Genomic DNA, 26912 nt, shown 5'->3' with positions numbered 1-26912 from the left:
TCGGCTTTCAGAGGCCCAGGCGCTCATAGCGCTGGTGGGCGGTGGGCTTGGGTGCAGGGTCGTCGCTGATCGCGATGATCTCGGCCGGATGGCTGGCGGGCGCGGCCTCGCCTTCACGCCAGAGCCAGTAGTGGTTCTCCGGCAGGCCGTTGACGGCGACGACCTTGTGACCACCGGCGGCGTCGATCGCATGGATGGTGACGCGGCCGATCAATCCGCCCTTCAGGGCGCGCATGTCGTCGACGGCCTCATGGACCGCCTCCTCCACGCTCATGCCCAGCTTCATGTAGAGCACCACGGCGCGGGCAGTGCCGGCCCGGATGCTCATCTCGCCGACGCCGGTGCAGGCGCAGGCGCCATAGCGGGTATCGGCATAGGAGCCGGCCCCGATGATCGGGCTGTCGCCGAGGCGGCCGGGATATTTCCAGCCCCAGCCGGAGGTGCTCGTCCCCGCGCCGATATGGCCAGCCTTGTCCTGCGCCAGGAAGACGGTGGTGTCGCGGCCGATCTCCGGGTCGATCGCCTGCTTGCAGAGCTCGGCCATCGGCACGTCGGGCCAGGCGGCACGATCGGCCACGCCGACCTCATCCGCGAACCAGCGGGCCCAGGCGGTGCGGGCATGCGGCATCAGAAGCTCCCCGGCCTCGGCACCGATCTCGGCGGCGAAGCGCCGTGCCCCCTCCCCGACCAGAAGCACATGTGGCAGCCGCTCCATCACCTGACGGGCGATACTGATCGGATGCAGATAGCCGCCGAGCGCCCCGATCGCCCCCGTGCGAAGCGTGGAACCATCCATGACTGACGCGTCGAGTTCGACCTCGCCGAGCAGATTCGGCCAGCCACCGCGCCCGACCGTCCGAACGCTCTCATCGGCCTCGACCAGCCGGACGCCTGCCTCGATCGCGTCCAGCGCCCTGGCGCCGCCGAGGAGTTCCCGTGCCGTCGCACCGATACCGCTGGCCCCCTCATTGTTGCTGATCGCGATCATTTCAGGCGCCTTTAGAAGAATTGAATATTGAATCCAATTTTTCTGTATCGGATGCAAAAGACATTCGCAACAGCGCCAATCTGAGGAAACGGCGCTCTACTACGGCGTCATTCGCAATAATTCATAGGATCCAAAATGTCCGCCATAGAGCGTTCATGGGGCGCCGGATTGAAAGAAGTCCGGTTTTCCGGCAGGAACGGAGGCAAGCCGCCGAGGCCGGGAATCCAGAAATCAGGCCATGACAACCGCGACCAGCCCCGAGAAGACCATGACGCTGCACCGCGTCACGACAACCGGCCGCGTCGTCGATCTCTTGCGCGAGCAGATCCTGTCCGGAGCCTTGCCGGAGGCGACATTGCTGCGACAGGAGAAGCTGGCGGCCGAGTTCGGCGTCAGCCGCGTCCCGATCCGCGAGGCGCTGCACCAGCTCGAGGCCGAGGGGCTGGTGACCATGCAGTCCCACAAGGGCGCAGTCGTCTCCAGCCTGTCGATCGACGATCTCGAGGAGGTCTACGAGATCCGGGCCCGGCTCGAGACCTGGCTGCTCGAGCAGTCCATGCCGCTGCTCGCGGAGCAGCGCTATCGCAAGGCCGAGGCCCTGCTCGCCCAGATGGTTGAGGATCGGCGCGACGAGCTCTGGTCAAACCTGAACTGGGATTTCCACGCGACGCTCTACGAACCGGCCAACCGCCCCCAGACCCTGGCGCTGGTGCGCAAGCTCTATCTCAACGCCTATCGTCACTTCCCGCTGCCGATCAGGCTGACCGGTTCGCGCGAGAAGATGAACCGCGAGCATCAGGTCCTGCTCGACCTTTGCCGGCAGGGCGACGTCGCCCGCGCCAGCGCGCATCTGGAGCAGCACATCCTGATGGGCGCCCGCCACCTGATCAGCCGGCTGAAGGCGCTGCGCCGGCAGGAGGGCGACGCCGGCCGCGCCTGAACGCAACAGCTGCTAGACCACCATCGTGTTCGTCTCGGCGGCGCGCGTCAGGCCGGTATAGAGCCAGCGCGCGAATGGCGTTGGGAGAATCTCAACCTCGTTGCTGAGATCATGTTGTTTTCGCCTCCCTGGTCGCACACTTTCCCGCCGAAGTTGCAAGATTGCTGGAAGCAAAGTGGCGGGCCTGTCTCCCCTATGAACACGCCTGCCCGCATTCTGTTTGGCGTTGTCGTCGCGCTCGCGGCGATCTGGGGATGGAGCAGCGAGTGGGGACAGCTCCTGCGCGGACGCTGGAGCTTCACCCAGTCGATCAGCCCCGACACCGGCACCTATTTCCGTTTGGAGGTAAAGGTTACCTATAAGGGCGAGCCGGTCGACTTCGACATCGTCGTCGGCTGCAATATCAGGCGCACCGGCTACAAGGATGGCAGCAGCAGCGTCGAGGTCGGCATGGTGCCGGTCGTGTTCGGCAAGCGCATGCCGGACAACAAGGGCCTGGTGGTACGCCCGCCGGATGCCTGTGGCGGGCGCTACATCAAGGAAGGCTGGATCCCGGACGACCTGCTGCCGGTGATGGTGGTCTATGATGACGCCGACACGCTTGCCTTTGGCACGGCCTATATGTCGGTAGACGCATATGCCAGCTCACTCTCGGAGCTGCGCTTCGAGCGGGCGACGATCGCCGCCGCGACACGCCAGGAGTTCGATACGTTCCGCAAGGAGCAAACGAATCTGGCCAACCAGGCCTCCTGGCGGTCCGTCATGGGATATCGTTGCCACGCTTACGCGCGCTATCGCATCCCCGAAGTGGCCCGCGATCTGGTGCATCAGGCGTGGCCCGCAGACCACCCGCGCTATTGGGACCCTGGTCCGACACCGGCCTTTGCCGCGGCCTTGTGGGATGCCGAGCGGCAACGCGACATCGGTGGCCCATTCCGGGGCCGACTGGGCTGGGCCGATAGCGGCGAGTCGCCGGCCAACAGGGGCGTTGCGCGGAACACAGGTGGTGGCCAGATTGGGCCGCCGCAGACCCGCAGCATCAATCGATGGGGACCGTCTTATTACCCGGTCTATTCGGACAACAACACTGGCCTAAAGATGCCGGCGCACGTAAAGGATTGGCCTGAATACATTCGCGGCCTTCCCAAGTTTATCGGCCAAAAAGTCGACTTCCAAAACGGCCTGACCCGCGGGCTAGCCTACTGTTACATTGCCCCATCTGTTCCAGATTCCACGCCGAGCCCTACGAAGCAGCACTGGGAATCAGTTCGAGCCTGGAACGAGAGCCCAGCTCTACACTTGGTTGACAGAGATCGGATTATCGGAGCCTCGCCTAGGCTCGCAAACAAGGTCGTTCGCTTCATCGAGCGAGACGAGTATTTCTTCGACATCGTCGAATTTTATCTCGAAGGCACGAGGGGCGACGTGTGATGCCTGTGACCAACGAACTTCATGTTGCTGCTGCGCTTGCAGCCCTCCCGTAACCAAAGCGGATTGCCTAAACAACCACGGTGATCGTCTCGGCGGCGCGCGTCAGGCCGGTATAGAGCCAGCGCGCCCGGTGCTCGCGGAAGGCGAAGGCCTCGTCGAACAGCACGACGTCGTCCCATTGCGAGCCCTGCGCCTTGTGGACCGTGAGCGCGTAGCCGAAGGTGAATTCGTCGGTGTGGCGCCGCAGCTCCCAGGGCACCTCTTCCTCGGTACCGTCGAAGAAGTTCGGCAGCACCGAGACCTTCACCGGCTTGCCGCCGGTGTCGTCCTCTGGCGTCACGCGCATGGTGACGAGCCCCTTCTTCGAGGTCTTCAGCTCCTGCACGATCCAGGCGCCGCCATTGAGCAGGCCCTTGCTCTTGTCGTTGCGCAGGCAGACCAGCTTCTCGCCGACGACCGGCACGTTCGAGCTGTGGCCCATCAATTGCCGCATCCGCGCATTGTAGTTCCGGCGGGTCTTGTTCAGGCCGACGAGCACCTGCCCGGCCGCGAGCACGATCTCGGGCGTGATCGCGTCGCGCCTGATCACGCGGCTTTCGCCGTATTCGCCGACCTCGAGCCGCCCGCCCTCGCGCACGATCATCGACATCCGCACGATCGGATTGTCGGCGGCCTGCCGATGCACCTCGGTCAGCATGATGTCGGGCTCGGCCTCGGTGAAGAAGCCTCCACCCTTGACCGGCGGCAGCTGCGCCGGATCGCCCAGCACCAGCACCGGTGTTCCGAAGGAGAGCAGGTCGCGGCCGAGCTCCTCGTCGACCATCGAGCATTCGTCGATGATGATCAGCTTGGCCTTGGCCGCAACGCTTTCGCGGTTGAGCACGAAGGTCGGGCTTTCCTCGTCGACGCCGCGCGAGCGGTAGATCAGCGAGTGGATCGTCTGCGCGCCCTCGCAACCCTTGTTGCGCAGCACGAGCGCCGCCTTGCCGGTGAAGGCGGCGAAAACGACCGTGCCCTCGACATCCTCGGCGATGTGCCGGGCGAGCGTCGTCTTGCCGGTCCCGGCATAACCGAACAGGCGGAAGAGCTGCGGCGAGCCACTCTTCAGCCAATCGGCGACGGCACGGAGCGCATCGTCCTGTTGCGGCGACCAGTTCATGATGAGGGGCGTTCTATTGCGGACATGGCGCCCAATGGCCGCGAGTCGCAGGCTTCCGGCAAGTGCCGATCACGCAGAGCGCAGGCGCCGTGCGAACTGGTTCGCCTCGACCTGCAGCGAGCCGATGCGCTCGTCCAAGAGCTTCGCGCCGCTCGCGCCCTGCTCGGCGCGGCTCACACTGAGCGAGTTGGCTTCGACGATCGTCGTCATCGCCTCGACGCCGGCGCGCGTCACCTCCGAGATGCGGGCGATGGTCTCGCCGAGATTCTGCAGCAGGCCGCTATGCGAGGCGACCATGCTGGAAATCTCCGTGCTGGTCTGCTCGACGGCGCCGACGCGCGTGACGATGCCGGAGATCGCGGTCGCCGCCTGCGACAAGGCCTCGTCGACGGCCGCGATGCGCGCCGCGACCTGCGCCGTGGCGTCCGCCGTCTGCGCCGCCAGCGCCTTGACCTCGCCCGCGACCACCGCGAAGCCGCGGCCATGCGCGCCGGCCCGCGCCGCCTCGATCGTTGCGTTCAGCGCCAGGAGGTTGGTCTGGCGCGCGATCGCCTCGATCAGGGCGACGACATCGCGGATCTGCCCGGCATTGTCGGTCAGCCGGCCGACCAGGCTCGCCGTGCCGGCAGCATCGCGCGTCGCTTCGGTCGCGGTCTGCGAGACGCGCCGGACCTCGTGGTTGATCTGCTCGACCACATCCTCGAGGCGCAGGGCGGCATCGGAGATTCGGTTCGCCTCCTCCGCCGCGTCGATCACTGCCCCGGCAGCGGCACCGCCGCTCTGCGAGATCTGCTCGGCCTGGACGGCGGAATCGCCGAGCGCCGCCCGCAGGCCTTCGCTCAACCCGGCGATATCGGCGAGCAGACGCCCAATCCGTGTCTCGAACTCCTCGGCGATCCGGTGCAGCTCGTCTGTGCGGCGCGCCTGATGCGCCTGCGCCTGCTCCGCCTCGGCATCGCGCGTCACCAGCGTGGCGCGCGCCTCGCTCAGCGTCCGCACGGTGCGGGCGAGCTCGCCGATCTCGTCGCGCCGGCGCCGATGCGGCACCTCGATGACATGGTCGCTGGCCATGGTGGCGTCGATCGCCGCCATCAGCTCGCGCAGCGGCCGGGTCAGATGGGCGCGCAGCAGGGCGATGGCGAGCGCGCCGCCGCCGAGCAGCAGGCCGACGGCGATCAGGATCACCCGCTGCCTGACCTGCTGTGCCAGCGCCTCGGCGCGCGAGGCCGCCTGCCCAGCCTGCCGGTCGAGATCATCGCGGATCGTCGCGGTGACACTGATGATCTCGCGGACATTCTCTCTCGCCGCTTCCGCCGAGGCCTCGATCAGCGCAGCCTTGGCCGAGACGCGCCGACCGATGTCGACGATATCCCGCTGGAAGTCGATGAAGGTGCGGATGCGCGCATCGAGCGTCGGATGGGCCTGCAGCAGCGCAGGCGGCAGGGCCGAGATCAGGCTGGCACGGGCAGCATCGACGAGCTCGACGGCCGCGTCGAGCGCATCGATGGCTTCCTCGACCTGTTTCGGACCGGCCCCCTCGTCGAAACGGCTGAGCAGGGAGGCCTGCGCCACCCGGCTCGACAGCAGCGAGGCGCGATTGGCGAGCTGGAGGCCGTTGAAGGCCTCGCGATCGATCTGATGCACCGAGGCGAGGCCGCCCAGCGCGCTCGCCAGTCCCAGTGCCGCCGCGATTCCGAACAGGGCGAAGAGCAAGGTGATCTTCGCCGTCAAACCGAACCGCCGCATCTCGCCTCACCGCATCGCCGATGCGGCTCTTCTCGCAGCCGCGAACGAACAGATCCTTAATGAAGCCAACTAAGTATTTGAAAGAACGATATTTTTCTAAAAATCGCGTGATCCGCGGCAGTTCATGCCATCAGGCTGTCGAGCCCACGGCGCAGGCCGATTTTCTCGCCGACGCGACGCGCCGCCAGCAAGGTGCCGCCGACATAGGGCGCCGCCGAAGTACCGGCATCATGCCGGATCACCAGCCGCTCATCGGCGAGGCCGAACACCGCCTCGCAGGAGAGCACGAAGCCGGGCATGCGCAGCGAATGCACCTGCACCGGATGCGGCGCGCCGATCGCGCCGCCGCGCGTCTCGCGCACGCCCCCGAGTTCGGCGACCGGCAGCGAGGTCGCGGCCATGCGCTCGGCTGCGAGCGTCTCTGCCAGTTCGAAACCCGTGCCCGAGGGTGTGTCGGGCTTGGAAGGCGAGGCATAGTCGATGATCTCGACATCCGGCACGTATTTCACCGCCTCGCGGGCGAAGCGCCGTAGCAGTGTCGCGGTGATCGAGAAATTGCCGGCGGCGAGCACCCCGACCCCGGCAACGCGCGCGGCTTGCTCGATCTCGGCATAGTCCTCGCCGGACATGCCGGAGGTACCGACCACGACATGACGCCCCGCGGCGATCGCTGCAAGCACATTGCCCTTAACACTGCCCGGCTTGGTGTAATCGATCAGCACATCGCTCGGCGCGCTCAGCGCCTCCGCGACCGTCGCGAAGACCGGCAGCCCGTTAGCGGGAAGATCGGCCGCCTCGCCGAGATCGCGCCCTGCCGCCTGCCGCGAAACACCGGCGACCAGTTCAAGATCGGGTGCGGCCATGATCGCGGCGACGAGCGCCTTGCCGACCCAGCCGATGCAGCCGGCAAGCGTGATGCGGATCATGAGCGTTTCCTCGCAAATCTCGAACAAGCAAGGATTAGGCGAGCGCTATGCCCAGGTCCATCGGGGCCGGCCGCGCGGGCAGCGCAGCTAGAGCACCAGCCGCAGCAGCGGCCGGCCTTCCTTGTGGCGTGCGACCTCGACGAAGCCGACGCGTCGAAAGACGCTTTCCGGCCCGACATAGAGCCCCTCGCCGCTGCGCTTCGTATCGTTCGCCATCGGTGCGGCTTCGACCAGCCGGGCGCCGCTGCGGCGCGCAAAGTCGACGCCGCCGTCGAGCAGCGCGGCGGTGACGCCCCGGCCGCGAAAGCCCTTGCGCACGAAGAAGCAGGATGCCGCCCAGTTGCGCTCGTCCTGCGCCGGCGCGTCCGCCAGCGGCGTCGAGGCGCGACGTGGATTGTTCCATTCGGGCACATGCGCGCGCGGGCCGATCTGCAGCCAGCCGACCGCAACCTCGCCGGCGAAGGCGAGCACGCCCGGCGGCGGCCCCTGCTTCACCCGTTGCTCGAACAGCCGCCGCGCGCCCTCGCCGAGAAGCGGCTTCCGAAGCTTGGGCGGCATGCGGAAATGGTTGCACCAGCAGCCATAGCAGGGCCCGTGCGGGCCGAAGAGATCCTCCAGCGCCGGCCAGTGCTCCGGCGTGAGCGGGACGACGTGAAACCCGGTGCTCGCCACGCGTCTTCTCCCCTCCCTCGACAGGCTTCCGCAAACAGGCGAGGAATGAAGCGTCGCCTCCAAGGCGGCCGCCAAGCCTCGGGAGGCTTCACCCATGTCACTCGAACTCTTCGCCGCCTATCTCGTCGCCTGCGTCGTCATCGTCATCGTGCCTGGACCGACCGTGACGCTGATCATCGCCAACAGTCTGAAGCATGGTAGCCGCGCCGGGCTTCTGAACATGGCAGGAACGCAGGCCGGGCTCGTGATCATGATCGCAATCGTCGGCATCGGCCTCAGCTCGGTCATCGCCGCCATGGGCCACTGGTTCGACTGGGTCCGGCTGGCAGGCGCGGCCTATCTGATCTGGCTGGGATGGAAGATGTACCGCAGTGCCGGCAACGGCAGCGAAGGCGCGACGCCAGCACTGCCGCCGCGCGGCGGCTTCTTCCTGCAGGGCGTGCTGGTCGCGCTCAGCAACCCGAAGACGCTGCTGTTCTTCGGCGCCTTCTTTCCGCAGTTCCTCGACCCGACCCGCGACTACGCGACCCAGATCGCGATCATGGGCGCGACTGCGATGCTGTTCGCCGCGGTCAGCGACAGCGCCTATGCCGTGCTCTCCGGCCGGGCCGGCCGCTTCCTGTCGCAGCGGCGCGTGCGCCTGCTCTCGAAGTTCAGCGGCGGCTTCCTGATCGGCGGCGGGCTCTGGCTCGCCTCGGCCCGCAGCAACTGAGATCCAGCGGCCCCGCCTACCAAGGGATCGTTTCGCCCTTCCAGGTCCGGAAGCTGTTGGTTTCCGCCATGCCGGAGGCGTCGATGGTCTCGATCAGCCCGGCGGCGCTCTCAGTCGCCGGGATATCGGCCCCGCCGCCGCCCATATCGGTCTGCACCCAGCCGGGATGGAACAGCAGCACGGCGATCTCGCTGGCACGCACCGCATTGCCGAAGGCGACCATCACCATGTTCACCGCGGTCTTCGAGGATCGGTAGGCGATTGCGCCGGACGGGTTGCCGCCGAGCGAGCCCATCCGGCTGGAGATCGTCGCGATCTTCCGTCCGCTACCCGCCTCGATATTGGGCAGGAAGGCCTGCGCCACCCGCAAGGGCGCGTAGACATTGACCTCGAAGACCTCGCGCCAGGCATCGAAATCCATTTCGAAGGCCGACTGGCGGTCGCGCGGGCCATAGAGCCCGGCATTGTTGACGAGGACATCGAGCGGCCGCCCGGCCAGCGCCCGCTTGGCAGCGGCGACGCTCTCGTCGGAGGTTACGTCGAGCTCGAGCGGCGTCAATTCCCCGACATGCACGCCCGCGAGCTCGGCCAGCGCCCCGCCCCAGGGATCGCGCGCCGCGGCGATCACATGATCGCCCCGCCGCAGCAACTCCATCGTCAGCGCGAGGCCGATGCCGCGATTGGCGCCGGTTATCATCCAGGTCTGCGACATGCTCGGTCTCCTTGGCGCCAGCGTCCTTGCGAGGAGACTTCAGTCGGCGAGGCAAGCCAAGGGGACAAGGCGCAATCCCGGATTGCTTCGCCGCACTCGCAGTGACGACAGGCGAAGAGCTATGTCTCAGTCCTTGCGCTTTCCATACCCCCCGGCCGTCGGCGTCAACACCGTCACGGCCTCGCCGGCCTGCAGGAAGGTCTGGTCGGAAGGCCTCAGCTCCTCGACCTCGCCCGAAAGCCGGCGCACCAACGTCCGCCCGAGTTCGCCGGGCTCGCCGCCCTTCATGCCGAACGGCCTGACTTTGCGATGCGAGGCGAGGATGGCGCAGTCCATGCTCTTGCGGAACCGGATGGTGCGGCTGGTGCCATCGCCGGCATTCCATTCGCCCTTGCCGCCCGAGCCGGCGCGGATGTGGAAGTCCTCGAGCACGACCGGGAAGCGCGTCTCGAGGATCTCCGGATCGGTCAGGCGCGAATTCGTCATGTGGACATGGACGCCCGACGTGCCGTTGAAGCCCGGCCCGGCCGGCGATCCCGAGCAGATCGTCTCGTAGTACTGGTACTGGTCGTTGCCGAAGGTCAGGTTGTTCATCGTGCCCTGCGAGCACGACATTGCCTCCAGCGCACCGAACAGCGTGTTGGTAACCGCTTGGCTGACCTCGACATTGCCGGCAACGACGGCGGCCGGATAGCGCGGCGCCAGCATCGAACCTTCCGGCACGGTCACCTTAATCGGCCGCAGGCACCCGGCGTTCATCGGGATCGCATCGTCGACCATGACGCGGAACACATAGAGCACGGCGGCGCGGGTTACCGGTGCCGGCGCGTTGAAATTGTCCGGACGCTGCGGCGAGGTGCCGGTGAAGTCGACGGTGGCCTCGCGCTTCTCGCGGTCGACGGTGATCTTCACCTTGATCGCGCAGCCCTGATCCATCGGATAGGTGAACTCGCAATCATGGAGTTTGGCGAGCAGCCGCGCGACGCTCTCGGCGGCATTGTCCTGGACATGGCCCATATAGGCCTGCACCACGTCGAGGCCGAAGGAGCGGATCATCTTCTTCAGCTCCGCCACGCCTTTTTCGTTGGCGGCGATCTGCGCCTTCAGGTCGTTGACGTTCTGGACGACGTTGCGCACGGGATAGCGCGCCCCGGTCAGGAGCTTGACCAGTTCCTCCTCGCAGAAGCGGCCCTGGTCGACGATCTTGAAGTTGTCGATATAGACGCCTTCTTCCTCGATATTCGTCGCCAGCGGCGACATCGAGCCCGGCGCGGTGCCGCCGACATCGGCGTGGTGGCCGCGGCTCGCCACCCAGAACAGGATGTCCTTGTCCTGCGCGTCGAAGACCGGCGTGCAGATCGTGATGTCCGGCAGGTGCGTACCGCCATTATAGGGCGCGTTCAGGCAGTAGACGTCGCCCGGCCGGATCACCGGATTGTTCGAGATCACCGTCTCGACGGAGCGGTCCATCGAACCGAGATGCACGGGCATGTGCGGCGCATTGGCGACGAGCGCGCCGGTCTGGTCGAAGACCGCACAGGAGAAGTCGAGCCGCTCCTTGATGTTCACGGAATAGGCGGTGTTCTGCAGCGTCACGCCCATCTGCTCGGCGATTGACATGAACAGGTTGTTGAAGATCTCGAGCATGACCGGGTCGGCCTTGGTGCCGATCGCCGCCTGCTGGATCAGCGCCTTGCTGCGCACGAGGACGAGATGGTCCTTGGCGGTCAGCTTGGCGCTCCAGCCCTCCTCGACCACCACGGTCTGGTTGGGCTCGATGATGATGGCCGGCCCGGCGACCGATTGTCCCGGCGCCAGCGCCTCGCGCCGCACGATCGCCGCGTCATGCCACTGCCCCTTCGAGAACAGGCGGGTACGCTCGGCGATGGCTGGCTCGCCGGCTGCCTCGCTGGCGGACGGCTCCTCGAACTTCGCGCCGCCGCCGACCGCCTCGACCTCGACCGCCTCGACAACCAGCGCCTTGGTCTCGTCGATGAAGCCGAAGCGTGCGCGATGAGCGTTCTGGAAGGCCTCCTGCATCTCGACGCGGCTGCCGAACGGCGTCGCGATCGCGGTGTCGGTGCCGGCATAGCGGATATGCGCGCGGACATGGATCGCGATGTCGTCGCCGGGCACGCCCTGGCCGGCGACCTCGGCCGTCGTCTCGGCACCGAGCCGTTCGGCGACAGCCGCGATCGCCGCCTTGGCTTCGCCGTCGAGCGGGACGTCGAGCGCCGCGGTGCGCGTCGCCCTAATCTCGGCGAGCCCCATGCCATAGGCCGAGAGCAGGCCGGAGAACGGGTGCAGCAGCACGGTCTTGATGCCGAGCGCATCGGCGACGAGGCAGGCATGCTGGCCGCCCGCGCCGCCGAAGGAGTTCAGCGCGTAGCGGGTGATGTCGTAGCCGCGCTGCACCGAGATCTTCTTGATCGCCTCGGCCATATTGGCGACGGCGATCTGGATGAAGCCGTCGGCGACCTCCTCGGGCGAGCGCCCGTCGCCGACCTGCGCCGCCAGCGTCGCGAATTTGGCGCGCACGGTCTCGACATCGAGCGGCGCATCCTGCGTCGGGCCGAAGATCGCCGGGAAATAGGACGGGATCAGCTTGCCGACCATGACGTTCGCGTCGGTCACCGCGAGCGGCCCGCCGCGGCGATAGGCGGCGGGACCGGGATTGGCGCCGGCCGAATCCGGGCCGACGCGGAATCGCGCCCCGTCGAAATGCAGGATCGAGCCGCCACCCGCGGCGACCGTATGGATCAGCATCATCGGCGCGCGCATGCGCACCCCTGCGACCTCGGTCTCGAAGGCGCGCTCGTACTCGCCGTCGAAATGGGCGACGTCGGTCGAGGTGCCGCCCATATCGAAGCCTATCACCTTGTCGAAGCCGGCCGAGCGGCCGGTCTCGGCGAGGCCGACGACGCCGCCGGCCGGGCCCGACAGGATCGCGTCCTTGCCCTGGAAGAGCTCGGCGGCGGTGAGCCCGCCCGACGACATCATGAACATCAGCCGCGCACCGGTGCGGCCGATGTCGAGCTCTTCGGAGACCTGCGCGACATAACGGCCGAGGATCGGCGAGAGATAGGCGTCGACCACGGCGGTATCGCCACGGCCGACCAGCTTGATCAGCGGCGAGACCTCGTGGCTGACCGAGACCTGGGGAAAACCGATCTCGCGGGCGATCCGCGCCGCGACCTGTTCATGGGCGGGATAGCGATAGGCGTGCATGAAGACGATCGCCACGGCGCGGAAGCCGGCATCGTATTGCGCCTGGAGGGCGGTACGGATCGTCGCCTCGTCGGGCGCCTGCTCGACGGCGCCGTCGGCCAGGACGCGCTCGTCGACCTCGACCACCGCCTCGTAGAGCTGCTCGGGCTTGATGATCTCCTTGGCGAAGATGTCGGGTCGCGCCTGGTAGCCGATGCGCAAGGCATCGCGGAAACCCTTGGTGGTGACGAGAAGCGTTCGGTCGCCCTTGCGCTCGAGCAGCGCGTTGGTTGCGACCGTGGTGCCCATCCTGACCTCGCCGACCAGCGCCTCCGGGATCGGCTCGCCGGCCTTCAGTCCGAGATGGTCGCGAATGCCCTGCACTGCCGCGTCGCGATAGGCGCCGGGATTCTCCGAGAGCAGCTTCCTGGCATGAAGCTTGCCATGAAGATCGCGGCCGATCACGTCGGTGAAGGTACCACCACGGTCGATCCAGAAATCCCAACGGCTCGCAGTCATGGCACCCTCCCAAGTGACGACAATGTCAAACCTGACTTTTCATCGATAAATCGTCGATGAAAAGTTGACAAGGCGAATTCGGCGGCTACGATCGCAATTGTGACCGGAACATGGCTGAGGGACCAGGCCGGCCGGGACAAGGGAGAGAGCAATGACGGGATCGGCCCTGGCCTTCTGGCCCGGAGAGCGCCGGCGCCTTGGCGTCGCCCGTATGATTCAGCCTGTCCCGGCGCTGCGGAGCGGCCGATGATCCGCACTGCGCTCGACAAGCTCTACCTCTTCGCAGGCTACGCGGCCGGCTGCTTCTTGATCGCCATTCTCGTCCTGATGATGGGGCTCTCGCTCGGCCGCGAGGTCGGCTTCAACATTCCCGCCGGCGACGACTTCACCTCCTGGTGCATGGCCGCGATGGCCTTTCTCGGCCTCGCCCACACCTTCAAATCAGGCGAGATGATCCGGGTCGGCCTGTTGATCGACCGTTTCAAGGGCCGCACGCGCTGGTTGTTCGAGACCTTCTCGCTGGTGCTCGGCCTCGGCTTCACCGGCTTCTTCGCCTGGCACGCCTCAGTGATGACCTGGCAGTCCTATGCCTTCAACGACGTCGCCGGCGGCGTCGTCGCCATGCCGATGTGGGTGCCGCAGCTCGGCTTTTCCGGCGGCCTCGTCATCCTGTTCATCGCCATGCTCGACGAGTTCATCCATGTCGTGCTGCGCGGCAACGAGCCGCGCTATGAGAAGCCTCCCCCGCAATCCGACGAGGAAGTCGTCGAGCGCGCCATGCAGAGCGGGGTCTGAACCATGTCCATGATCGAAATTTCCGCGCTGCTGCTCGGCCTGCTGGCGGTGTTGCTGGCAGGCGGCGTCTGGATCGCGATCTCGCTGATGGCCTGCGGCTGGGTGGCGATGCAGTTCGTCGCCGGTGGCATCCCGGCCGGCGCGGTGCTGGCGACCACGATCTGGGGCAACAGCGCTTCCTGGACGCTCGCGGCGCTGCCGCTCTTCATCTGGATGGGCGAGATCCTTTACCGCACAAGGCTCTCCGAGGAGATGTTCCGTGGCCTCGCGCCCTGGCTGAACTGGCTCCCGGGCCGGCTGATGCACGTCAACGTGCTGGCCTGCGGCATCTTCGGCTCGGTCTCCGGCTCGTCGGCAGCAACCTGCGCCACCGTCGCCAAGATCGCCCTGCCGGAACTCAAGAAGCGCGGCTATGACGAGAAGCTGGCGCTCGGCTCGCTCGCCGGTGCCGGCACGCTCGGCATTCTGATCCCGCCCTCGATCACCATGGTGGTCTATGCGGTAGCCGCCAACGTCTCGATCATCCAGGTCTTCCTCGCCGGCTTCCTGCCCGGCCTGCTCGTGATGGCGCTCTACTCCGGCTACATCGCGGTCTGGCACCTGCTGAACCCCGGCAAGGCGCCACCGCCCGAGCCGAAGATGCCGCTGCGCGAGAAGCTCAGGGAATCGGCCAATCTCATCCCCTGCATGCTGCTGATCGCGCTGGTCTTCCTGTCGCTGCTGCTCGGCTGGGCGACCGCGACGGAATGCGCCGCCTGGGGCGTGGTCGGCTCCTTCGCGATCGCCTGGTGGTCGGGTTCGCTGACGCGGGAGGCCTTCTGGGCGAGCGTGATGGGCACGACCCGGATCACCTGCATGATCATGCTGATCCTCGCCGGCGCCTCGTTCATGTCGACATCGATGGCCTATACCGGCATCCCGCTGGCGCTGGCCGCCTGGGTCGACAGCCTGCACCTATCGCCCTACGCGCTGATCGCGGCGCTGACGGTGATGTACATCGTGCTCGGCGCCGCCCTCGACGGCATCTCGATGATCGTGCTGACCACCGCGATCGTGATCCCGATGATCAAGGCCGCCGGCTTCGACCTCGTCTGGTTCGGCATCTTCCTGGTGCTGATCGTCGAAATGGCCGAGGTCTCGCCGCCGGTCGGCTTCAACCTGTTCGTGCTCCAGACCATGTCGGGCAAGGATTCGAACACGGTGGCGCTCGCCGCACTGCCCTTCTTTTTTCTGCTGGTCGCCGCCGTCGCGATCATTACGATCTTCCCCCAGATCGTGATGTATCTGCCCGAACTCGCCTTTCCGAAATGATGCGCAACGACAATCACCACCAAGAGGGAACGGAGAACAGCATGAAGCGTATCGATTTCATCAGGTGCCTGCTGGTCGCAGGCGTCGCCGCCACGAGCCTTACGCTCGCCGCTCCGGCCGCCCTGGCGCAGACCAAGTGGAACCTGCCGGCGGCCTACCCGTCCGACAACCCGCACACCGAGAACCTCGTCACCTTCGCCAAGGATGTCGAGGCGGCGACCGGCGGCAAGCTCTCCGTCACCGTCCATGCCAACGCCGCCCTGTTCAAGGCGCCCGAGATCAAGCGCGCCGTGCAGACCGGCCAGGCCCAGATGGGCGAAGTGCTGATGTCGATCCACGAGAATGAGGACCCGGTCTTCGGCATCGACGTGGTGCCCTTCCTCGCCACCTCTTTCGTGGACTCGAAGAAGCTCTACGCGGCCTCGAAGGGGGCCGTGGAGAAGAAGCTCGACAGCCAGGGCATCAAGCTCCTGTTCATGGTCCCCTGGGCGCCGCAGGGCGTCTACGCCAAGAAGGATTTGAACTCGACCGACGACATGAAGGGCCTGAAATGGCGGGCCTACAATGTCGGCACCACCCGCCTCGGCGAAATCCTCGGCATGCAGTCGGTGACGATCCAGGCGGCCGAGCTGCCGCAGGCGCTGGCGACCGGCGTCGTCAACTCCTTCATGTCCTCCGGCGGCACCGGCTATGATTCCAAGGCCTGGGAGACCCTGACGCATTTCTACGACGTCCAGGCCTGGATCCCGAAGAACGCGACCTTCGTCAACAAGGCCGCCTTCGCCGCCCTCGACAAGGCGACGCAGGACGCGATCCTCAAGGCTTCGGCCGATGCCGAGGCGCGCGGCTGGAAGCTCTGGGAAGAGAAGACCAACTGGTATCTCGACCAGCTCAAGTCGAAGGGCATGAAGGTCCAGAAGCCGAGCGAGGCGCTCGCCTCCGGCTTCAAGAAGGCCGGCGACACGCTGACCGCCGACTGGCTGAAGAAGGCTGGCGCCGACGGCCAGGCGATCATCGACGCCTACAAGAAGATGTGACGCCATGCGCCGCCGCCCGCTCGCGCGCGGGCGGCGGCGCACTCCGGCCCGCGACATGACGAGGCCCCGTTCGCAAGGGACCCCGCCCCCGAGGACAACCGCGCGATGCAAGATCCCGACGCCACCACGCCCGATGCGAAGCTCGCGGCCTCGCTGCTCGGCCCGATCGTCTCCTCCGGCCACCTGGCTTCCGGCGCGATGCCGGCCCTGTCGGAGTTCGAGTTCGCGCTCAGCATGACCGTCCACGCCTTCCATCGCTGGATGCTGCGCGGCATGACGGCGGCCGGCATCCCCGATCTGACGCCGATGGACGTGCTGGTGCTGCACAACGTCAATCACCGGGGCAAGCCCAAGCGCCTCGCCGACATCTGCCTGATCCTCAACATCGAGGACACGCATGTGGTGAACTATGCGCTGAAGAAGCTCGAGCGCCTCGGACTGATCAAGGGTGGCCGCAAGGGCAAGGAAAAGACCGCCTCGGTGACACCCGCCGGCGAGGAGGCCTGCCGGCGCTATGCCCAGGTCCGCGAGCAACTCCTGGTGAAATCAGTGCTGGCGACGGGCATCGACCCGGCGCGCCTGTCCGAGATCGCCGCCGTGATGCGCTCGCTCTCGGGCCAGTACGACCAGGCGACGCGCGCGGCGGCGAGCCTTTAGGCCTCCGTCAACAGCGTCTCACCTCGCCGGCTCGGCGTAGCGCGCTGCATACTCCGCCTCGAGCCCGTCGAGCCTCGACCAGAAGCCGCGCGGCGGCGCGTCGGTTAGCCGGTCTTCGAGAATGCCGAGATGCATGTGCCAGCCGCCGGAGACATTCGTCATCTCGGCCTTGTCGGCGAGCTTGCGATGCGTGACGACGAGCCGGACCCGCTCGCCTTCCGGCGTGAGCTCGAACGTAACCTCCGATGCCGGCTGCGCCTCGCCGGGCCAGGTGAAGGCGATCGCCCGCTGCGGTTCGTAGCGCGTCACCGTGCCATGGCTGAGCCAGCCCTTCTCGTGTACCTCGCGATAGCGCTCGGGCGGCGCCTCGTCGGTGATCTCGGAGTGCTTGAACAGCAGTTCGGCCTTGCCGCCGACCCGGGGCTCGATCTCGCCCGAGGCCAGCCAGGTCCCGCGCTTGCCGGACTCTGTGATGTAGGCCCAGACCCGCTCCAGAGGCCCCGGCAGGACGCGCTCGAAACGCACTGCACCGCTTTCCAGGACAACGCTGTACTCGTTCATCACACGACTCCCTCGTCCTTCTCAGGGTTTGCCAGTTCTTGCTCAAGCCGGCCGAGCGAAGCGTGCCAGAAGCCGCGCACCTGCCGGACCCAGGCCTCGAATGCATCGAGCCCTGCCGGATCGAGCCGGTAGATCCGGCGCTGGCCGCTGACCTCGACCGTCACCAGCCCCGCTGCCTTCAGCACCTTGAGATGCTGCGAGATCGCGGGCGCGCTGACTTCGAAGCGCGCCGTGATCTCGCCCGCCGCCAGGGCGCCTTCGCCGAGCATCTCGACGATGCGCCGGCGGGTAGGGTCAGCAAGGGCCATGAAGCGATCCATGCTTCGTATATTTCTTTATCCACTTAATTAAGTCAATGCAAAAATAAATTACACCGGCGGCCTTGTGCGGGACGCGGCCTGCCCTTGCGTCGGGCGACTTGCCTCGGCGCCTGCGACGGGCGATGGAACCGGTTCCCGCCCTGCCCAAAAGATCGCCATGCCCAGCCGCAACACCACGCTCGCCGGTATCGCCATGATGCTGCTGGGCATCCTGCTGTTCTCGGTCAACGACGTGATGGGGAAATGGCTGGTCGCAACCTACACGGTCGGCCAGGTCCTCTTGCTGCGTTCCGCCGCGGCGCTCCTGGTGATCATCCCCTTCGTGGTGAAGCAGGGCGTCGGCCGCACGCTGCGCCCCGAGCGGCCCGGCCTGCAGCTGCTGCGCGTCACGCTCGGCTCCTGCGAGGTCGCGCTGTTCTATTGGGCGGTCTCCTATCTGCCGCTTGCAGACACGATGACGCTCTGGCTGGCCGCGCCGGTCTGGGCGGTGGTGCTGGCGGCGCTGCTGCTCGGCGAGCGCGTCGATGCCGGCCGCTGGCTCGCGGTGGCTGCTGGCTTCGTCGGCGTCGCGATCGCGCTCAACCCCTCCGGGCAGAGCCTGTCCCTGCCGGCGATCATCGCGCTGGTCGGCAGCTTCTCCTTTGCCGCGATGATGATCACCGGCCGGCAATTGCGCGGCACGCCCGACGTCACTCTGGTCTTCTGGCAGACGCTCGGCGCGCTGGTGATGGGCCTCGTGCTGCTGCCCACCGGCTGGGTGACGCCGACCCTCGCCGATCTCGGCCTGCTCGGCCTGCTCGGCATCATCGCGATGGTCGCGCATCTGTGCGTGACACGCTCGCTCAAGCTCGCAGAGGCGTCCGTCGTCGTGCCCTATCAGTACACGCTGATCGTCTGGGCGCTCGTGTTCGGCTGGTTCGTCTTCGGCGATTGGCCGACGCCGACCATGCTGTTCGGCGCCGCCCTGATCATCGCCGCCGGCCTCGCCTTGCTCGTGCTCGAAAGGCGAGCAGGCAACGCGATCTCCGAAGCCGCCGCCAAGGACCGCGTCACGATCGAGCAGAACTGAACGCGCGCCGCCCATCGGCGACGGCTGTGGCCAATGCCCGGCTCGACCGTCCGGCGATCGTCCCGCTCCCTGCCGGGCTGTCCTGCGTCGAGGTCGGGGCTGCGGGGCTGGCATCGTCCGCGCGAACGCGCGACAAGTCTCCGGCCCGGCCGCAGAGCCGGGCGCAGGCGAGGAACAACGATGGCGACGATCTCCTATCTGACAACGGTCCAGTTCGGCTTTGGCGAGCTCAAGACGGTTGCCGACGGCCTCGCCCAGCTCGGCATCTCCCGTCCGCTGATCGTCACCGATCGCGGCCTCGCCGCCACCGATCTGATCGGGCGCCTGCGTGCCGTCTCGCCTGTCCTCGGCAATGCCGCGCTCTTTTCGGAAACCCCGACAAACCCGACGGAGGAAGCCGTCCTCGCCGCGCTCGCCGTCTATCGCGAGCATGATTGCGACGGGCTGATCGCCATTGGCGGCGGCTCGCCGATCGATCTCGCCAAGGGCGTCGCCCTGCTCGCCGGCCATGACGGCCCGCTCGAAACCTATGCCGCGATCCTCGGCGGCATCCCGAAGATCAGCGCCAAGGTCGCGCCGGTCATCGCGATTCCGACCACGGCCGGCACCGGCAGCGAGGTCGGGCGGGCCGCGCTGATCACGCTGAACGATGGCCGCAAGCTCGGCTTCATCTCGCCGCACCTGATTCCGAAGCTTGCCGTCTGCGATCCCGAGTTGACCCTCGGCCTGCCTTCCTGGCTTACCGCTGCGACCGGCATGGATGCGATCACCCATTGCATCGAGACCTATCTCAGTCCGCGCGACAATCCGGTCGCCGAGGCGATCGCGCTGGACGGGCTGAAGCGCGCGGTCGGCCATATCGAACGCGCCGTCGCCGACGGCTCCGACCGCGAGGCGCGCAAGGAGATGCTGATGGCGGCCCTGCAGGGCGGCCTCACCTTTCAGAAGGGACTCGGCGCCGTGCACGCCCTCTCCCACCCGCTCGGCGGCTTGAAGCAGGTCTCGCTGCATCACGGCACGCTTAACGCCGTGCTGCTTCCGGCCGTGCTTCGCTTCAACGAGCCCTCGGCAAAGGAGAAGTACGCCGAAATCCGCCGCACGCTCGGCCTCCCCGCCGGTGCTGATCTCGCAGCATGGATCGCCGGCCTCACCGCGCGCCTCGGCATGCCGGCGAGCCTTTCGGCCATGGGCGTTCCGCGCGAGGTGCTGCCCGCCATCGCCGAGGCCGCCGTGAAGGACCATTCCAGCGCCACCAACCCGCGCGCCGCCACCGCCGCCGACTACGAGGCCATGCTGGTCGCGTCCTTCGGCTGACCGGAAAGCGCGATAGGAAAGTCACAACCCGCGACGGTTTGCGGCCGAAACGCAACCGTCGCCTTGACCGGGACGGGCCTCGCCTCCATCGTAGCGCGACGGATTCAGTCCCATTTTCCGAAGGCCGCCCATGCGCCGCGTTTCCCTTTTCTCGGCCCTTGCCGCCACGCTCTGCCTCGCAGCCCTGCCGGCACAGGCGGGCGGCGACGTTTATGGCGACCCGGCCTATCGCTCGGGCGGCCGTTATGTCGACCCGGCCGACCGGGCCGAAGCGCGCATCATCCCGATGTATGGCAATTTGCCAGCCTGTGAGGACCCGGCGGTGCTCGGCGAGATCACCAGCTGGTTCAACTCGCGCGAGGCCAAGTTCTGGGGACCGCTCCAGATCGTCAGCTTCGACCGGGTCAGGCCGATCGCCTGGCGTCCCTGGGGAGCGGACTTCATTCCGCGTCGCTTCTGCACCGCGCGCGTCATGACCAATGATGGCGTCCTGCGCCGGGTCGATTATTCGGTACGCGAGAATCTCGGCCTGTTCGGCTGGACCTGGAACGTCAACTGGTGCGTCGACGGGCTCGACCGCCATCGCTCCTACGCTCCCGGCTGCCAGATGGCGCGCCCCGGCCCCGAGCGGTAACATCAAAGCATGAAGCTGTCGCGCGGCTGGCTGTCATCGCTGGCGCTGCTCGGTCTTGCTGCCTTCGGCGCTCCGGCGCAGGCGCAGCATAGCCGTGGCGGCGCGCCCGGTGATTTCGATTTCTACGTACTCGCGCTCTCTTGGTCGCCGGGATTCTGCGAGCTCGAGGATGGCGGCCGCGGGCGCTCGCGCGAGCAATGCGCGCCCGGCGCAAACCCCGGCTTCGTTGTGCACGGGCTCTGGCCACAGAACGAACGCGGTTATCCCACCGATTGCGGCCCTGCCGGACGCAGCCCGTCGCGCATGGCGATGTCGGAAGCCGAGGGCCTGTTTCCGTCCGAAGGCCTTGCCCGCCATCAATGGCGCAAGCACGGCACCTGCGCCGGCTCCAGTCCAAGCGATTATTTCGCCGATACCCGCCGCGCCCGCGAGAAGATCGTGATTCCGCCGGCACTGCGCGGCAGCGATCGCGACCAGACCTGGACGCCGATCGATCTCGAACGCGCCTTCGTCGCCGCCAACCCCGGCCTGCGCACCGACATGATGTCGGTCGCCTGCCGTCGCGGCGTACTCCAGGAGGTCCGGATCTGCTTCACCCGCGATCTGCGCGGCTTCCGCACCTGCCAGGAAGTTGACCGCTCCGGCTGCCGCGCAGCCGACTTCAGGGTCAACGCCAGCCCCTGACCGCTCCGCCTCCGCGGCCGATATCGGCCGGAGTGAAAGCAGGCTAAGACCGCAACATGAACTACCGTCACGGCTTTCACGCCGGCAACTTCGCCGACATCCTGAAGCACGTCATGCTGATGCGTATCCTCACGCATCTCAATGCCAAGGATAAGCCCTATCGTATCATCGACAGCCATGCCGGCGCCGGACGCTACGATCTCGGCTCGGATGAGGCGTTGCGCACGCATGAATGGCGCGACGGCGTGGCGCGGCTCGACCAATCCCCCCTCGCTCCGGCGGTCGAGGAGTTGCTAAGCCCCTGGCGCAAGGCCGTGGCGGCCGCGCGCGCACTCTACGGAGCCGACGCCTATCCCGGCTCCCCCTGGCTCTGCCGCCAGGCGATGCGCGCCGACGACCGGCTGATCGCCGCCGAGCTGCACGAGAACACCTATCGCAAGCTCGTTCAGACGATCGGTCGCGACTCACGTTGCAAGGCGCTCGCCATCGATGGCTGGGTGGCGCTCGGCGCGAATGTCCCGCCCAGGGAGCGGCGGGGTCTTGTCCTGATCGACCCTCCCTTCGAGGAAAAGGACGAGTTCGCGACGCTTGCCGACGCCTTCATCGCCGCTTGGCACAAATGGCCGACCGGCACCTACGCACTCTGGTATCCGATCAAGGATAAGCGCGCCGTGGACGGTCTCGTTACCGCGATATCGGAGGCCGGCATCGGCCGCCTGCTCAGGCTCGAGATCGATGTCGACAGGCCGGAGGCCGCCGGTGGCCTCGGCGCGACCGGGTTGCTGGTCGTCAACCCGCCCTGGCTGCTGGCGCAGGAAGCCGAAATCCTGCTGCCGGCCCTGTGCGAGCGCCTCGCGCAAGGCCCGCGCCCGCGCTATCGATGCGAGGCGATCCGCCCCGACGGCTGACCGCTCCGATTCGCAACGAGCTTGAAAGCCACCCCATGCTGACCTTGCGCTCCTCTCCCGCTTCGCCGTTTGGCCGCAAGGTCAAGATTTCCATGATCGAGCTCGGTCTCACCGACAAGATCGAAATCGTCGTGGCCGACACCACCAATGCCGCCGACCCGCTGCGCCAGCAGAACCCGCTCGGCAAGATCCCGACCCTGGTGCTGGAGGACGGGTCGACCCTGTTCGACTCGCGGGTCATCGTCGACTACCTCGATCATCTCGCCGGTGGCGGGAGGATCATCCCGGTCGGAGCCGAACGGTTCGCGCAATTGCGGCTGCAAGCGCTCGCCGACGGCATCTGCGACGCAGCCCTGTTGCAGGTCTACGAGGTCCGGTTCCGGGCGTCCGAGATGCGCCATGCCGGCTGGGTCGAGAACCAGCAGGGCAAGATCGACCGCGCGCTGGCCGTCCTCGAAGCCCAGCCGCCGGCCTTTGCCGAGCGCCCACGTATCGGCGAAATCGCGCTCGCCTGCGCGCTGGGTTATCTCGATCTGCGCCATGAGGGCAAATGGCGCGCTGCGCATCCGCGCCTCGTCGCCTGGCTCGATGCCTTCGCAGCCAAGGTACCGGCCTTCGAGACGACCCGCTTCAAGGGATGAGCGGGACCTCGGCCTGACGAGCACGTATCGCATCGAGCCGCTGCGTTCATCCCAACGCACGACCAGCCCGCAGTTTTGACGACAAGGCCGCCCGGAAGGGCGGCTTTTTTTATGCGAGAGCAAGGGCGGGCCGGCAGTCGCCCTACCTGCGCTCCAGACAAAGAAAAACCCGGTGGCCGAAGCCACCGGGTCTCGTTCCGTCTCCGGGAGGAGAAATCAGAACTTGTAGCTGAGGCGGGCGCGGACCACCGAGAAGTCGGTGCCGACCTTGGTGCCGGCGCCGAGGATGTTCTTCTCGCCGAGATCGACGTAGAGGTACTCGACGCCGCCGATCAGGTTGTTGGTGAAGGCGTACTCGACGCCCGCGCCGACAGTGTAACCACCGGTGTGGCTGCGGTCGGACGAGAAGGCCAGACCCGGGATCGAGGTCTTGACGTTGCCGTAGGCCCAACCACCGGTGATGTAGGGCAGGAACCGGTCGAAGGCGACGCCGACGCGAGCGCGGACGGTGCCGAAGTACTCGGTCTTGACGCTCTCACCGAAGATGCCGCGGCCGGTGCCGAGATCGGCGCCCTGGAAATCGGCTTCCGCGCCGATCACGAACTGGCCCATCTGGTAGTTGTAACCGACCTGGCCACCACCGACGAAGCCGTCGAGATCGCCGATGTTGTTGGCCCAACCGTTGAGGTTCACGTTACCCCAGCCGTAGCCGGCGTTGGCACCGACGTAGAAGCCGGTCCAGGTGAAGACGGGAACGTAGACCGGAGCCACGACCGGGCCCTTGCGGCTCGGCAGGTCGGCAGCGGAGGCAGCGCCAGCGGCGATGAGGCCGAGGGCCGCAACGCCCGAAAGCAGAAACTTCTTCATGGTATACTCCTTGGTAGTCGTCACTGGTGCCGGCGCTGGACCGACGGTGATTTCGATGACCCCGTTATAGGCATCTTTGCCGCCGGTGTCTGTTGCGGCGAGAACACAGCTAGCTTGCCAGACCGCGGCGAAAATGCGGCAGAAGGCAGAAGCATCAAGGCACATTGATCAACGCTGGTTAGTGATTGTTAACGCAATCTGAATGCTGAATCGAATACTAACGTAACGGCAGCGGGTACGTTTGAGTACGCACGAGCCACCACAGAAACGCCGCAATCCGATCTGGGTTCCCGGCGGCCTTCCGAAAGGCATCGGACCCCGGCGCTGCTTGCAGGCTTCGGCGCCTCATGCTTTAGCCCACATTCCCTCGCCACCGAGACGCTTTGCGTGCCGCCTCTCTCGATTTTCATCATAGCCCGCGACGAAGCTGACCGGATCGGCCGTACGATCGCGGCAGTGCGCTCGCTCAGCGACGACATCGTGGTGGTCGATTCCGGCTCGACCGACGGCACGCAGGCCGTTGCCGCCGAACTGGGCGCGCGCGTCATTACAAATCCCTGGCCGGGCTACGGCCCGCAAAAGCGCTTCGCCGAAGAGCAATGCCGCCATCGATGGCTGCTCAATCTCGATGCCGACGAGGTGGCACCGCCCGAACTTGTGAACGAGATTGCCGCTCTGTTCGCCACCGGCGAGCCGGCCGAAGATGCCTATAAGCTGCGTATCGCCGAGGTTTTTCCCGGCGAGGGCGCGCCACACCGCTTCGCCTACGCCCTGACGCCGGTCCGCCTGTATCGCAGCGACAAGGGACGCTACTCGCCCTCCCCTGTACATGATCGTGTCGAGCTTCAGCCCGGCGTCCGCGTCGGCCGGCTGAAGGGGACGATCCATCACTACTCCGTGCGCTCGCTCGGCGAGCAGATCGCCAAGCTCAATTCCTACAGCGACGCCCAGGCCGACGATCTCGACCAGCGTGGCGCGACGCTCTCGGCCCTGCGGCTGGCGCTGGAATTCCCAGGGAATTTCTTGAAGGCCTATATCGGCCGCCGACACGCCCTGCGCGGGGTCTACGGCTTCATGACCGCCATGAACTACGCGTTCTACCGCTATCTGCGTGTTGCCAAGCATTGGGAGCGCCGGCTCCAGCGTCGCGGCGAGCGCCACGAAGGAGGCCACGATGGCCGCTGAGGTCGCACTCGTCACCGGCGGCGCGCGACGCATCGGCCGCGCGATCGTCGAGCGCCTGGCGGAGGCGGGCTACGCGGTGGTGATCCATTGCAACCAGTCCCGCAGCGAGGCCGAGGGACTCGCCGCGCAGATTCGCGCGAAGGGTGGTCTGGCCGCCGTCGTCACCGCCGATCTGGTCGACGCCGCCGCGGTAGACGGCGTCCTGCCGGCCGCGGAAGCGGCGTTCGGCCCGGTGACCCTGCTGGTCAACAACGCCTCGAGCTTCCTGGTCGACGATCTCCGCTCGCTCGAGGTGCTGCGCTGGAATCGGCAATTCTCGATCAACCTGCGCGCTCCCTCGGTCCTCGCCGGGGCGATGGCCAATCGGCTTCCGGCAGACCGGAAGGGCGCGATCGTCAACATCATCGACCAGCGCGTCCGCAAGCTGACGCCGCAGTACTATTCCTACACGCTGACCAAGTCGGCCCTGCTGGCGGCGACGACGACCATGGCGCAGGCGCTCGCCCCGCGGATCCGCGTCAACGCCGTCGGCCCCGGCCCGACCTTCGCCAATTCCCATGGCGGCGAAGACGCCCTCGCCGCCGAGGCGGCCGGCACGCTGCTGAACCGCAAGGTCGAGCCCCGGGAGATCGCCGATGCGGTGTTCTATCTCGCTCGCGCCGAGGCGATCACCGGACAGATGATTGCGGTCGACGCCGGCCAACACCTCGGCTGGCGCACGCCTGACATCGTCGATTGACGATGCCCGCCGCTCAGGCCTTCGCCTCGGTGCTGTAGGGCGCCCTGCCGCTCGCCAGCGCGTCATCGAGCAATTCGAGCCGATCCTGGCCCCAGAACACCTCGCCGCCGAGGACATAGCTCGGCGCGCCGAAGACACCGGCTTTGACCGCCGCCTCGCTCGACGCCGCATAGCGCGCCGCCACCGCCTCCGACTCGGCCTGTCCGACCAGCGCCTGCCCGTCGAGCCCGGACGCATCGGCCATCTCGATCACCAGCCCGTGCTGGGACAGGTCGAGTTCCTGCGCCCAGACGCCGGCCAGCACCCGCTCCATGAAGGCACCGGGGTCCTTGCCGGCGAGCGTCGCCGCGATCAGCGCCCGGTCCGCGAGTGCGATGTCGAGCGGGAAATGGCGCGGGAACAGGTTGAGCGCCTTTCCACGTCGCTCGCGCCAGCGCTGCAATTCGAGGATGCGATAGCGCTGGCGGACCGGGTGGCGCTTGGGCAACGGCAGGCCGCCGGTCTCGTCGAAGACCGAGCGCAGCGGCACCGGTAGATAATTGATCGTGCAGCCATGGCGCGCAGCGATCGACAGGAAAAGCTCGTGCCCGAGATAGGTCCAGGGCGAAAGGAGGGAGAAATAGTAGTCGATCTGTCGCTGCATCGCCGGTCTCCACACAAGGCGCGCGAGATTGCCCTCCCGCGATGTGCGGCGACAAGTGGTTCCGCCGCGAATGCTCATGCGCGAATCGCGTGAACTTACGAATGGCAGCGTCAGAGCTCTCGGCGACGGGCAGCGCCTTCCAGCTTTGCGCGCCTCAGGCGGCCTTGTTCTTCACCGCGCCGATGATCGCGGTCAGGATCGCGCCGCCGGCACCACCGCTGATCAGGTTGGCGAGGATGCCGCCGATGCTGAGATTGCCGCCTGCCGCCGCCGCGGTGATCGCCGGAAGCACGATCGGGACCAGCTGGCCGAGCACGCCACCGCCAACTAGTCCGGCGATGGTGTTGCCGATGGTCCCGAGATCGAAGGTCGGCGAAGCCTTGCCTGCAGCATTGCCGCCGATCGCCCCGGCGACCAGATTCATCAGGATTTGTTCCATGTGTCCCCCGCAGCCATGTTGATGGTGGATGACCGCGGAAGGATGACTCCGCCCCGCCCCACAAGCAACAAAAGATGACGCAAGGGCAGGCAGGTT

At 66.8% G+C, this 26912-nt stretch carries 27 protein-coding genes; 15 read left to right on the top strand and 12 right to left on the bottom strand.

Annotated elements, in window-relative coordinates; genetic code table 11:
* Positions 1-7: 7 nt before the first annotated feature.
* The gene (locus DK26_RS09840) at positions 8-988 is read right to left on the bottom strand and encodes a N(4)-(beta-N-acetylglucosaminyl)-L-asparaginase (RefSeq protein WP_066471220.1); all 981 of its coding nucleotides are present in this window, start codon (positions 986-988) and stop codon (positions 8-10) included.
* Between the two features lie 238 nt (positions 989-1226).
* Between DK26_RS09840 and DK26_RS09835 the strand changes: the two genes are divergently transcribed.
* Entirely contained in the window at positions 1227-1928 is a 702-nt protein-coding gene (locus DK26_RS09835) for a GntR family transcriptional regulator (RefSeq protein WP_066471218.1), read from the top strand.
* A 195-nt stretch (positions 1929-2123) separates the two neighbouring features.
* Positions 2124-3359 carry a hypothetical protein gene (locus DK26_RS09830; RefSeq protein ID WP_066471211.1) on the top strand — a complete coding sequence of 412 codons (1236 nt, stop codon included), beginning with the start codon at positions 2124-2126 and terminating at the stop codon, positions 3357-3359.
* A gap of 67 nt (positions 3360-3426) precedes the next feature.
* On the opposite strand, the gene DK26_RS09825 is transcribed toward DK26_RS09830, so the two are convergent.
* The 4 genes from DK26_RS09825 to DK26_RS09810 form a co-directional block, all read right to left on the bottom strand.
* Positions 3427-4518: an ATP-dependent RecD-like DNA helicase gene (locus DK26_RS09825; protein ID WP_066471207.1), complete on the bottom strand. Its 1092-nt coding sequence runs from the start codon at positions 4516-4518 to the stop codon at positions 3427-3429.
* Between the two features lie 69 nt (positions 4519-4587).
* Positions 4588-6264: a HAMP domain-containing methyl-accepting chemotaxis protein gene (locus DK26_RS09820; RefSeq protein ID WP_066471204.1), complete on the bottom strand. Its 1677-nt coding sequence runs from the start codon at positions 6262-6264 to the stop codon at positions 4588-4590.
* A gap of 122 nt (positions 6265-6386) precedes the next feature.
* Entirely contained in the window at positions 6387-7190 is an 804-nt protein-coding gene (gene dapB / locus DK26_RS09815) for a 4-hydroxy-tetrahydrodipicolinate reductase (protein ID WP_066471197.1), read from the bottom strand.
* Between the two features lie 87 nt (positions 7191-7277).
* Positions 7278-7862 (bottom strand): GNAT family N-acetyltransferase, encoded by a 585-nt coding sequence (locus tag DK26_RS09810; protein WP_066471195.1) that lies wholly within the window; start codon positions 7860-7862, stop codon positions 7278-7280.
* A gap of 94 nt (positions 7863-7956) precedes the next feature.
* Between DK26_RS09810 and DK26_RS09805 the strand changes: the two genes are divergently transcribed.
* Positions 7957-8574: a LysE family translocator gene (locus DK26_RS09805; protein WP_066471193.1), complete on the top strand. Its 618-nt coding sequence runs from the start codon at positions 7957-7959 to the stop codon at positions 8572-8574.
* A 16-nt stretch (positions 8575-8590) separates the two neighbouring features.
* Here DK26_RS09805 and DK26_RS09800 read toward each other — a convergent pair whose 3' ends face one another.
* A complete protein-coding gene (locus DK26_RS09800; RefSeq protein ID WP_066471190.1) occupies positions 8591-9286 on the bottom strand; it encodes an SDR family oxidoreductase in 696 nt (231 codons plus the stop codon).
* Between the two features lie 126 nt (positions 9287-9412).
* Positions 9413-13012, bottom strand: coding sequence for a hydantoinase B/oxoprolinase family protein (locus tag DK26_RS09795; RefSeq protein ID WP_066471187.1), 3600 nt, complete (start codon positions 13010-13012; stop codon positions 9413-9415).
* A gap of 246 nt (positions 13013-13258) precedes the next feature.
* Here DK26_RS09795 and DK26_RS09790 point away from each other — a divergent pair, with 246 nt between their 5' ends.
* The 4 genes from DK26_RS09790 to DK26_RS09775 all read left to right on the top strand — a co-directional run bounded on the left by DK26_RS09790 (position 13259) and on the right by DK26_RS09775 (position 16812).
* Positions 13259-13807 carry a TRAP transporter small permease gene (locus DK26_RS09790; protein WP_066471185.1) on the top strand — a complete coding sequence of 183 codons (549 nt, stop codon included), beginning with the start codon at positions 13259-13261 and terminating at the stop codon, positions 13805-13807.
* 3 nt (positions 13808-13810) lie between these two features.
* Positions 13811-15118, top strand: a complete 1308-nt coding sequence (locus DK26_RS09785) for a TRAP transporter large permease subunit (protein WP_066471182.1) — start codon at positions 13811-13813, stop codon at positions 15116-15118.
* Between the two features lie 41 nt (positions 15119-15159).
* The gene (locus DK26_RS09780) at positions 15160-16155 is read left to right on the top strand and encodes a TRAP transporter substrate-binding protein (RefSeq protein ID WP_083533172.1); all 996 of its coding nucleotides are present in this window, start codon (positions 15160-15162) and stop codon (positions 16153-16155) included.
* Positions 16156-16260: 105 nt separating this feature from the next.
* Positions 16261-16812 carry a winged helix DNA-binding protein gene (locus DK26_RS09775; RefSeq protein ID WP_066471179.1) on the top strand — a complete coding sequence of 184 codons (552 nt, stop codon included), beginning with the start codon at positions 16261-16263 and terminating at the stop codon, positions 16810-16812.
* An 18-nt stretch (positions 16813-16830) separates the two neighbouring features.
* Here DK26_RS09775 and DK26_RS09770 read toward each other — a convergent pair whose 3' ends face one another.
* Positions 16831-17373, bottom strand: coding sequence for an SRPBCC family protein (locus DK26_RS09770; protein WP_066471176.1), 543 nt, complete (start codon positions 17371-17373; stop codon positions 16831-16833).
* The gene (locus DK26_RS09765; protein WP_248309922.1) at positions 17373-17681 is read right to left on the bottom strand and encodes a metalloregulator ArsR/SmtB family transcription factor; all 309 of its coding nucleotides are present in this window, start codon (positions 17679-17681) and stop codon (positions 17373-17375) included. The genes DK26_RS09770 and DK26_RS09765 overlap by 1 nt, the downstream gene beginning before the upstream one ends.
* A gap of 169 nt (positions 17682-17850) precedes the next feature.
* On the opposite strand from DK26_RS09765, the gene DK26_RS09760 reads away from it, so the two are divergent.
* The 6 genes from DK26_RS09760 (at position 17851) to DK26_RS09735 (ending at position 22943) form a co-directional block, all read left to right on the top strand.
* A complete protein-coding gene (locus DK26_RS09760; RefSeq protein ID WP_066471172.1) occupies positions 17851-18762 on the top strand; it encodes a DMT family transporter in 912 nt (303 codons plus the stop codon).
* Between the two features lie 180 nt (positions 18763-18942).
* Complete coding sequence (locus tag DK26_RS09755; protein WP_066471170.1) at positions 18943-20076, top strand: iron-containing alcohol dehydrogenase; 1134 nt, start codon at positions 18943-18945, stop codon at positions 20074-20076.
* A 130-nt stretch (positions 20077-20206) separates the two neighbouring features.
* Entirely contained in the window at positions 20207-20710 is a 504-nt protein-coding gene (locus DK26_RS09750; RefSeq protein ID WP_083533118.1) for a hypothetical protein, read from the top strand.
* A 9-nt stretch (positions 20711-20719) separates the two neighbouring features.
* Positions 20720-21394 carry a ribonuclease T2 gene (locus DK26_RS09745; protein WP_066471168.1) on the top strand — a complete coding sequence of 225 codons (675 nt, stop codon included), beginning with the start codon at positions 20720-20722 and terminating at the stop codon, positions 21392-21394.
* Positions 21395-21450: 56 nt separating this feature from the next.
* A complete protein-coding gene (gene rlmJ / locus DK26_RS09740) occupies positions 21451-22302 on the top strand; it encodes a 23S rRNA (adenine(2030)-N(6))-methyltransferase RlmJ (RefSeq protein WP_066471166.1) in 852 nt (283 codons plus the stop codon).
* A gap of 35 nt (positions 22303-22337) precedes the next feature.
* Entirely contained in the window at positions 22338-22943 is a 606-nt protein-coding gene (locus DK26_RS09735) for a glutathione S-transferase (protein ID WP_066471163.1), read from the top strand.
* A 216-nt stretch (positions 22944-23159) separates the two neighbouring features.
* Here the strand turns inward: DK26_RS09735 and DK26_RS09730 are convergent, their stop codons facing one another.
* Positions 23160-23810, bottom strand: coding sequence for an outer membrane protein (locus DK26_RS09730; RefSeq protein WP_066471160.1), 651 nt, complete (start codon positions 23808-23810; stop codon positions 23160-23162).
* Positions 23811-24197: 387 nt separating this feature from the next.
* Here DK26_RS09730 and DK26_RS09725 point away from each other — a divergent pair, with 387 nt between their 5' ends.
* The gene (locus DK26_RS09725) at positions 24198-24995 is read left to right on the top strand and encodes a glycosyltransferase family 2 protein (protein WP_066471157.1); all 798 of its coding nucleotides are present in this window, start codon (positions 24198-24200) and stop codon (positions 24993-24995) included.
* Positions 24985-25734 carry an SDR family oxidoreductase gene (locus tag DK26_RS09720; protein WP_066471154.1) on the top strand — a complete coding sequence of 250 codons (750 nt, stop codon included), beginning with the start codon at positions 24985-24987 and terminating at the stop codon, positions 25732-25734. Before DK26_RS09725 ends, DK26_RS09720 begins: the two co-directional genes overlap by 11 nt.
* Positions 25735-25747: 13 nt before the next feature.
* Here DK26_RS09720 and DK26_RS09715 read toward each other — a convergent pair whose 3' ends face one another.
* Together DK26_RS09715 and DK26_RS09710 are read right to left on the bottom strand one after the other, a co-directional pair.
* On the bottom strand, positions 25748-26377 hold the full coding sequence (locus DK26_RS09715; protein ID WP_066471152.1) for a 2-hydroxychromene-2-carboxylate isomerase: 630 nt from the start codon (positions 26375-26377) through the stop codon (positions 25748-25750).
* Positions 26378-26531: 154 nt separating this feature from the next.
* On the bottom strand, positions 26532-26801 hold the full coding sequence (locus DK26_RS09710) for a hypothetical protein (protein ID WP_327520715.1): 270 nt from the start codon (positions 26799-26801) through the stop codon (positions 26532-26534).
* Positions 26802-26912 lie beyond the last annotated feature (111 nt).

It is taken from the genome of Allobosea sp. WAO (genome assembly GCF_001509835.1).
In the GTDB taxonomy this organism is placed as follows: Bacteria; Pseudomonadota; Alphaproteobacteria; order Rhizobiales; family Beijerinckiaceae; genus Allobosea.
The sequence above is the reverse complement of the archived record's forward strand: the minus strand, read 5'-3'. Positions and strand labels throughout refer to the sequence as shown.

Coding starts and splice junctions, on each gene's coding strand:
- DK26_RS09840 (WP_066471220.1), bottom strand. CDS start 988: ATGATCGCGATCAGCAACAATGAGGGGGCCAGCGGTATCGGTGCGACG.
- DK26_RS09835 (WP_066471218.1), top strand. CDS start 1,227: ATGACAACCGCGACCAGCCCCGAGAAGACCATGACGCTGCACCGCGTC.
- DK26_RS09830 (WP_066471211.1), top strand. CDS start 2,124: ATGAACACGCCTGCCCGCATTCTGTTTGGCGTTGTCGTCGCGCTCGCG.
- DK26_RS09825 (WP_066471207.1), bottom strand. CDS start 4,518: ATGAACTGGTCGCCGCAACAGGACGATGCGCTCCGTGCCGTCGCCGAT.
- DK26_RS09820 (WP_066471204.1), bottom strand. CDS start 6,264: ATGCGGCGGTTCGGTTTGACGGCGAAGATCACCTTGCTCTTCGCCCTG.
- dapB (WP_066471197.1), bottom strand. CDS start 7,190: ATGATCCGCATCACGCTTGCCGGCTGCATCGGCTGGGTCGGCAAGGCG.
- DK26_RS09805 (WP_066471193.1), top strand. CDS start 7,957: ATGTCACTCGAACTCTTCGCCGCCTATCTCGTCGCCTGCGTCGTCATC.
- DK26_RS09800 (WP_066471190.1), bottom strand. CDS start 9,286: ATGTCGCAGACCTGGATGATAACCGGCGCCAATCGCGGCATCGGCCTC.
- DK26_RS09795 (WP_066471187.1), bottom strand. CDS start 13,012: ATGACTGCGAGCCGTTGGGATTTCTGGATCGACCGTGGTGGTACCTTC.
- DK26_RS09790 (WP_066471185.1), top strand. CDS start 13,259: ATGATCCGCACTGCGCTCGACAAGCTCTACCTCTTCGCAGGCTACGCG.
- DK26_RS09785 (WP_066471182.1), top strand. CDS start 13,811: ATGTCCATGATCGAAATTTCCGCGCTGCTGCTCGGCCTGCTGGCGGTG.
- DK26_RS09780 (WP_083533172.1), top strand. CDS start 15,160: ATGAAGCGTATCGATTTCATCAGGTGCCTGCTGGTCGCAGGCGTCGCC.
- DK26_RS09775 (WP_066471179.1), top strand. CDS start 16,261: ATGCAAGATCCCGACGCCACCACGCCCGATGCGAAGCTCGCGGCCTCG.
- DK26_RS09770 (WP_066471176.1), bottom strand. CDS start 17,373: ATGAACGAGTACAGCGTTGTCCTGGAAAGCGGTGCAGTGCGTTTCGAG.
- DK26_RS09765 (WP_248309922.1), bottom strand. CDS start 17,681: ATGGCCCTTGCTGACCCTACCCGCCGGCGCATCGTCGAGATGCTCGGC.
- DK26_RS09760 (WP_066471172.1), top strand. CDS start 17,851: ATGCCCAGCCGCAACACCACGCTCGCCGGTATCGCCATGATGCTGCTG.
- DK26_RS09755 (WP_066471170.1), top strand. CDS start 18,943: ATGGCGACGATCTCCTATCTGACAACGGTCCAGTTCGGCTTTGGCGAG.
- DK26_RS09750 (WP_083533118.1), top strand. CDS start 20,207: ATGCGCCGCGTTTCCCTTTTCTCGGCCCTTGCCGCCACGCTCTGCCTC.
- DK26_RS09745 (WP_066471168.1), top strand. CDS start 20,720: ATGAAGCTGTCGCGCGGCTGGCTGTCATCGCTGGCGCTGCTCGGTCTT.
- rlmJ (WP_066471166.1), top strand. CDS start 21,451: ATGAACTACCGTCACGGCTTTCACGCCGGCAACTTCGCCGACATCCTG.
- DK26_RS09735 (WP_066471163.1), top strand. CDS start 22,338: ATGCTGACCTTGCGCTCCTCTCCCGCTTCGCCGTTTGGCCGCAAGGTC.
- DK26_RS09730 (WP_066471160.1), bottom strand. CDS start 23,810: ATGAAGAAGTTTCTGCTTTCGGGCGTTGCGGCCCTCGGCCTCATCGCC.
- DK26_RS09720 (WP_066471154.1), top strand. CDS start 24,985: ATGGCCGCTGAGGTCGCACTCGTCACCGGCGGCGCGCGACGCATCGGC.
- DK26_RS09715 (WP_066471152.1), bottom strand. CDS start 26,377: ATGCAGCGACAGATCGACTACTATTTCTCCCTCCTTTCGCCCTGGACC.
- DK26_RS09710 (WP_327520715.1), bottom strand. CDS start 26,801: ATGAATCTGGTCGCCGGGGCGATCGGCGGCAATGCTGCAGGCAAGGCT.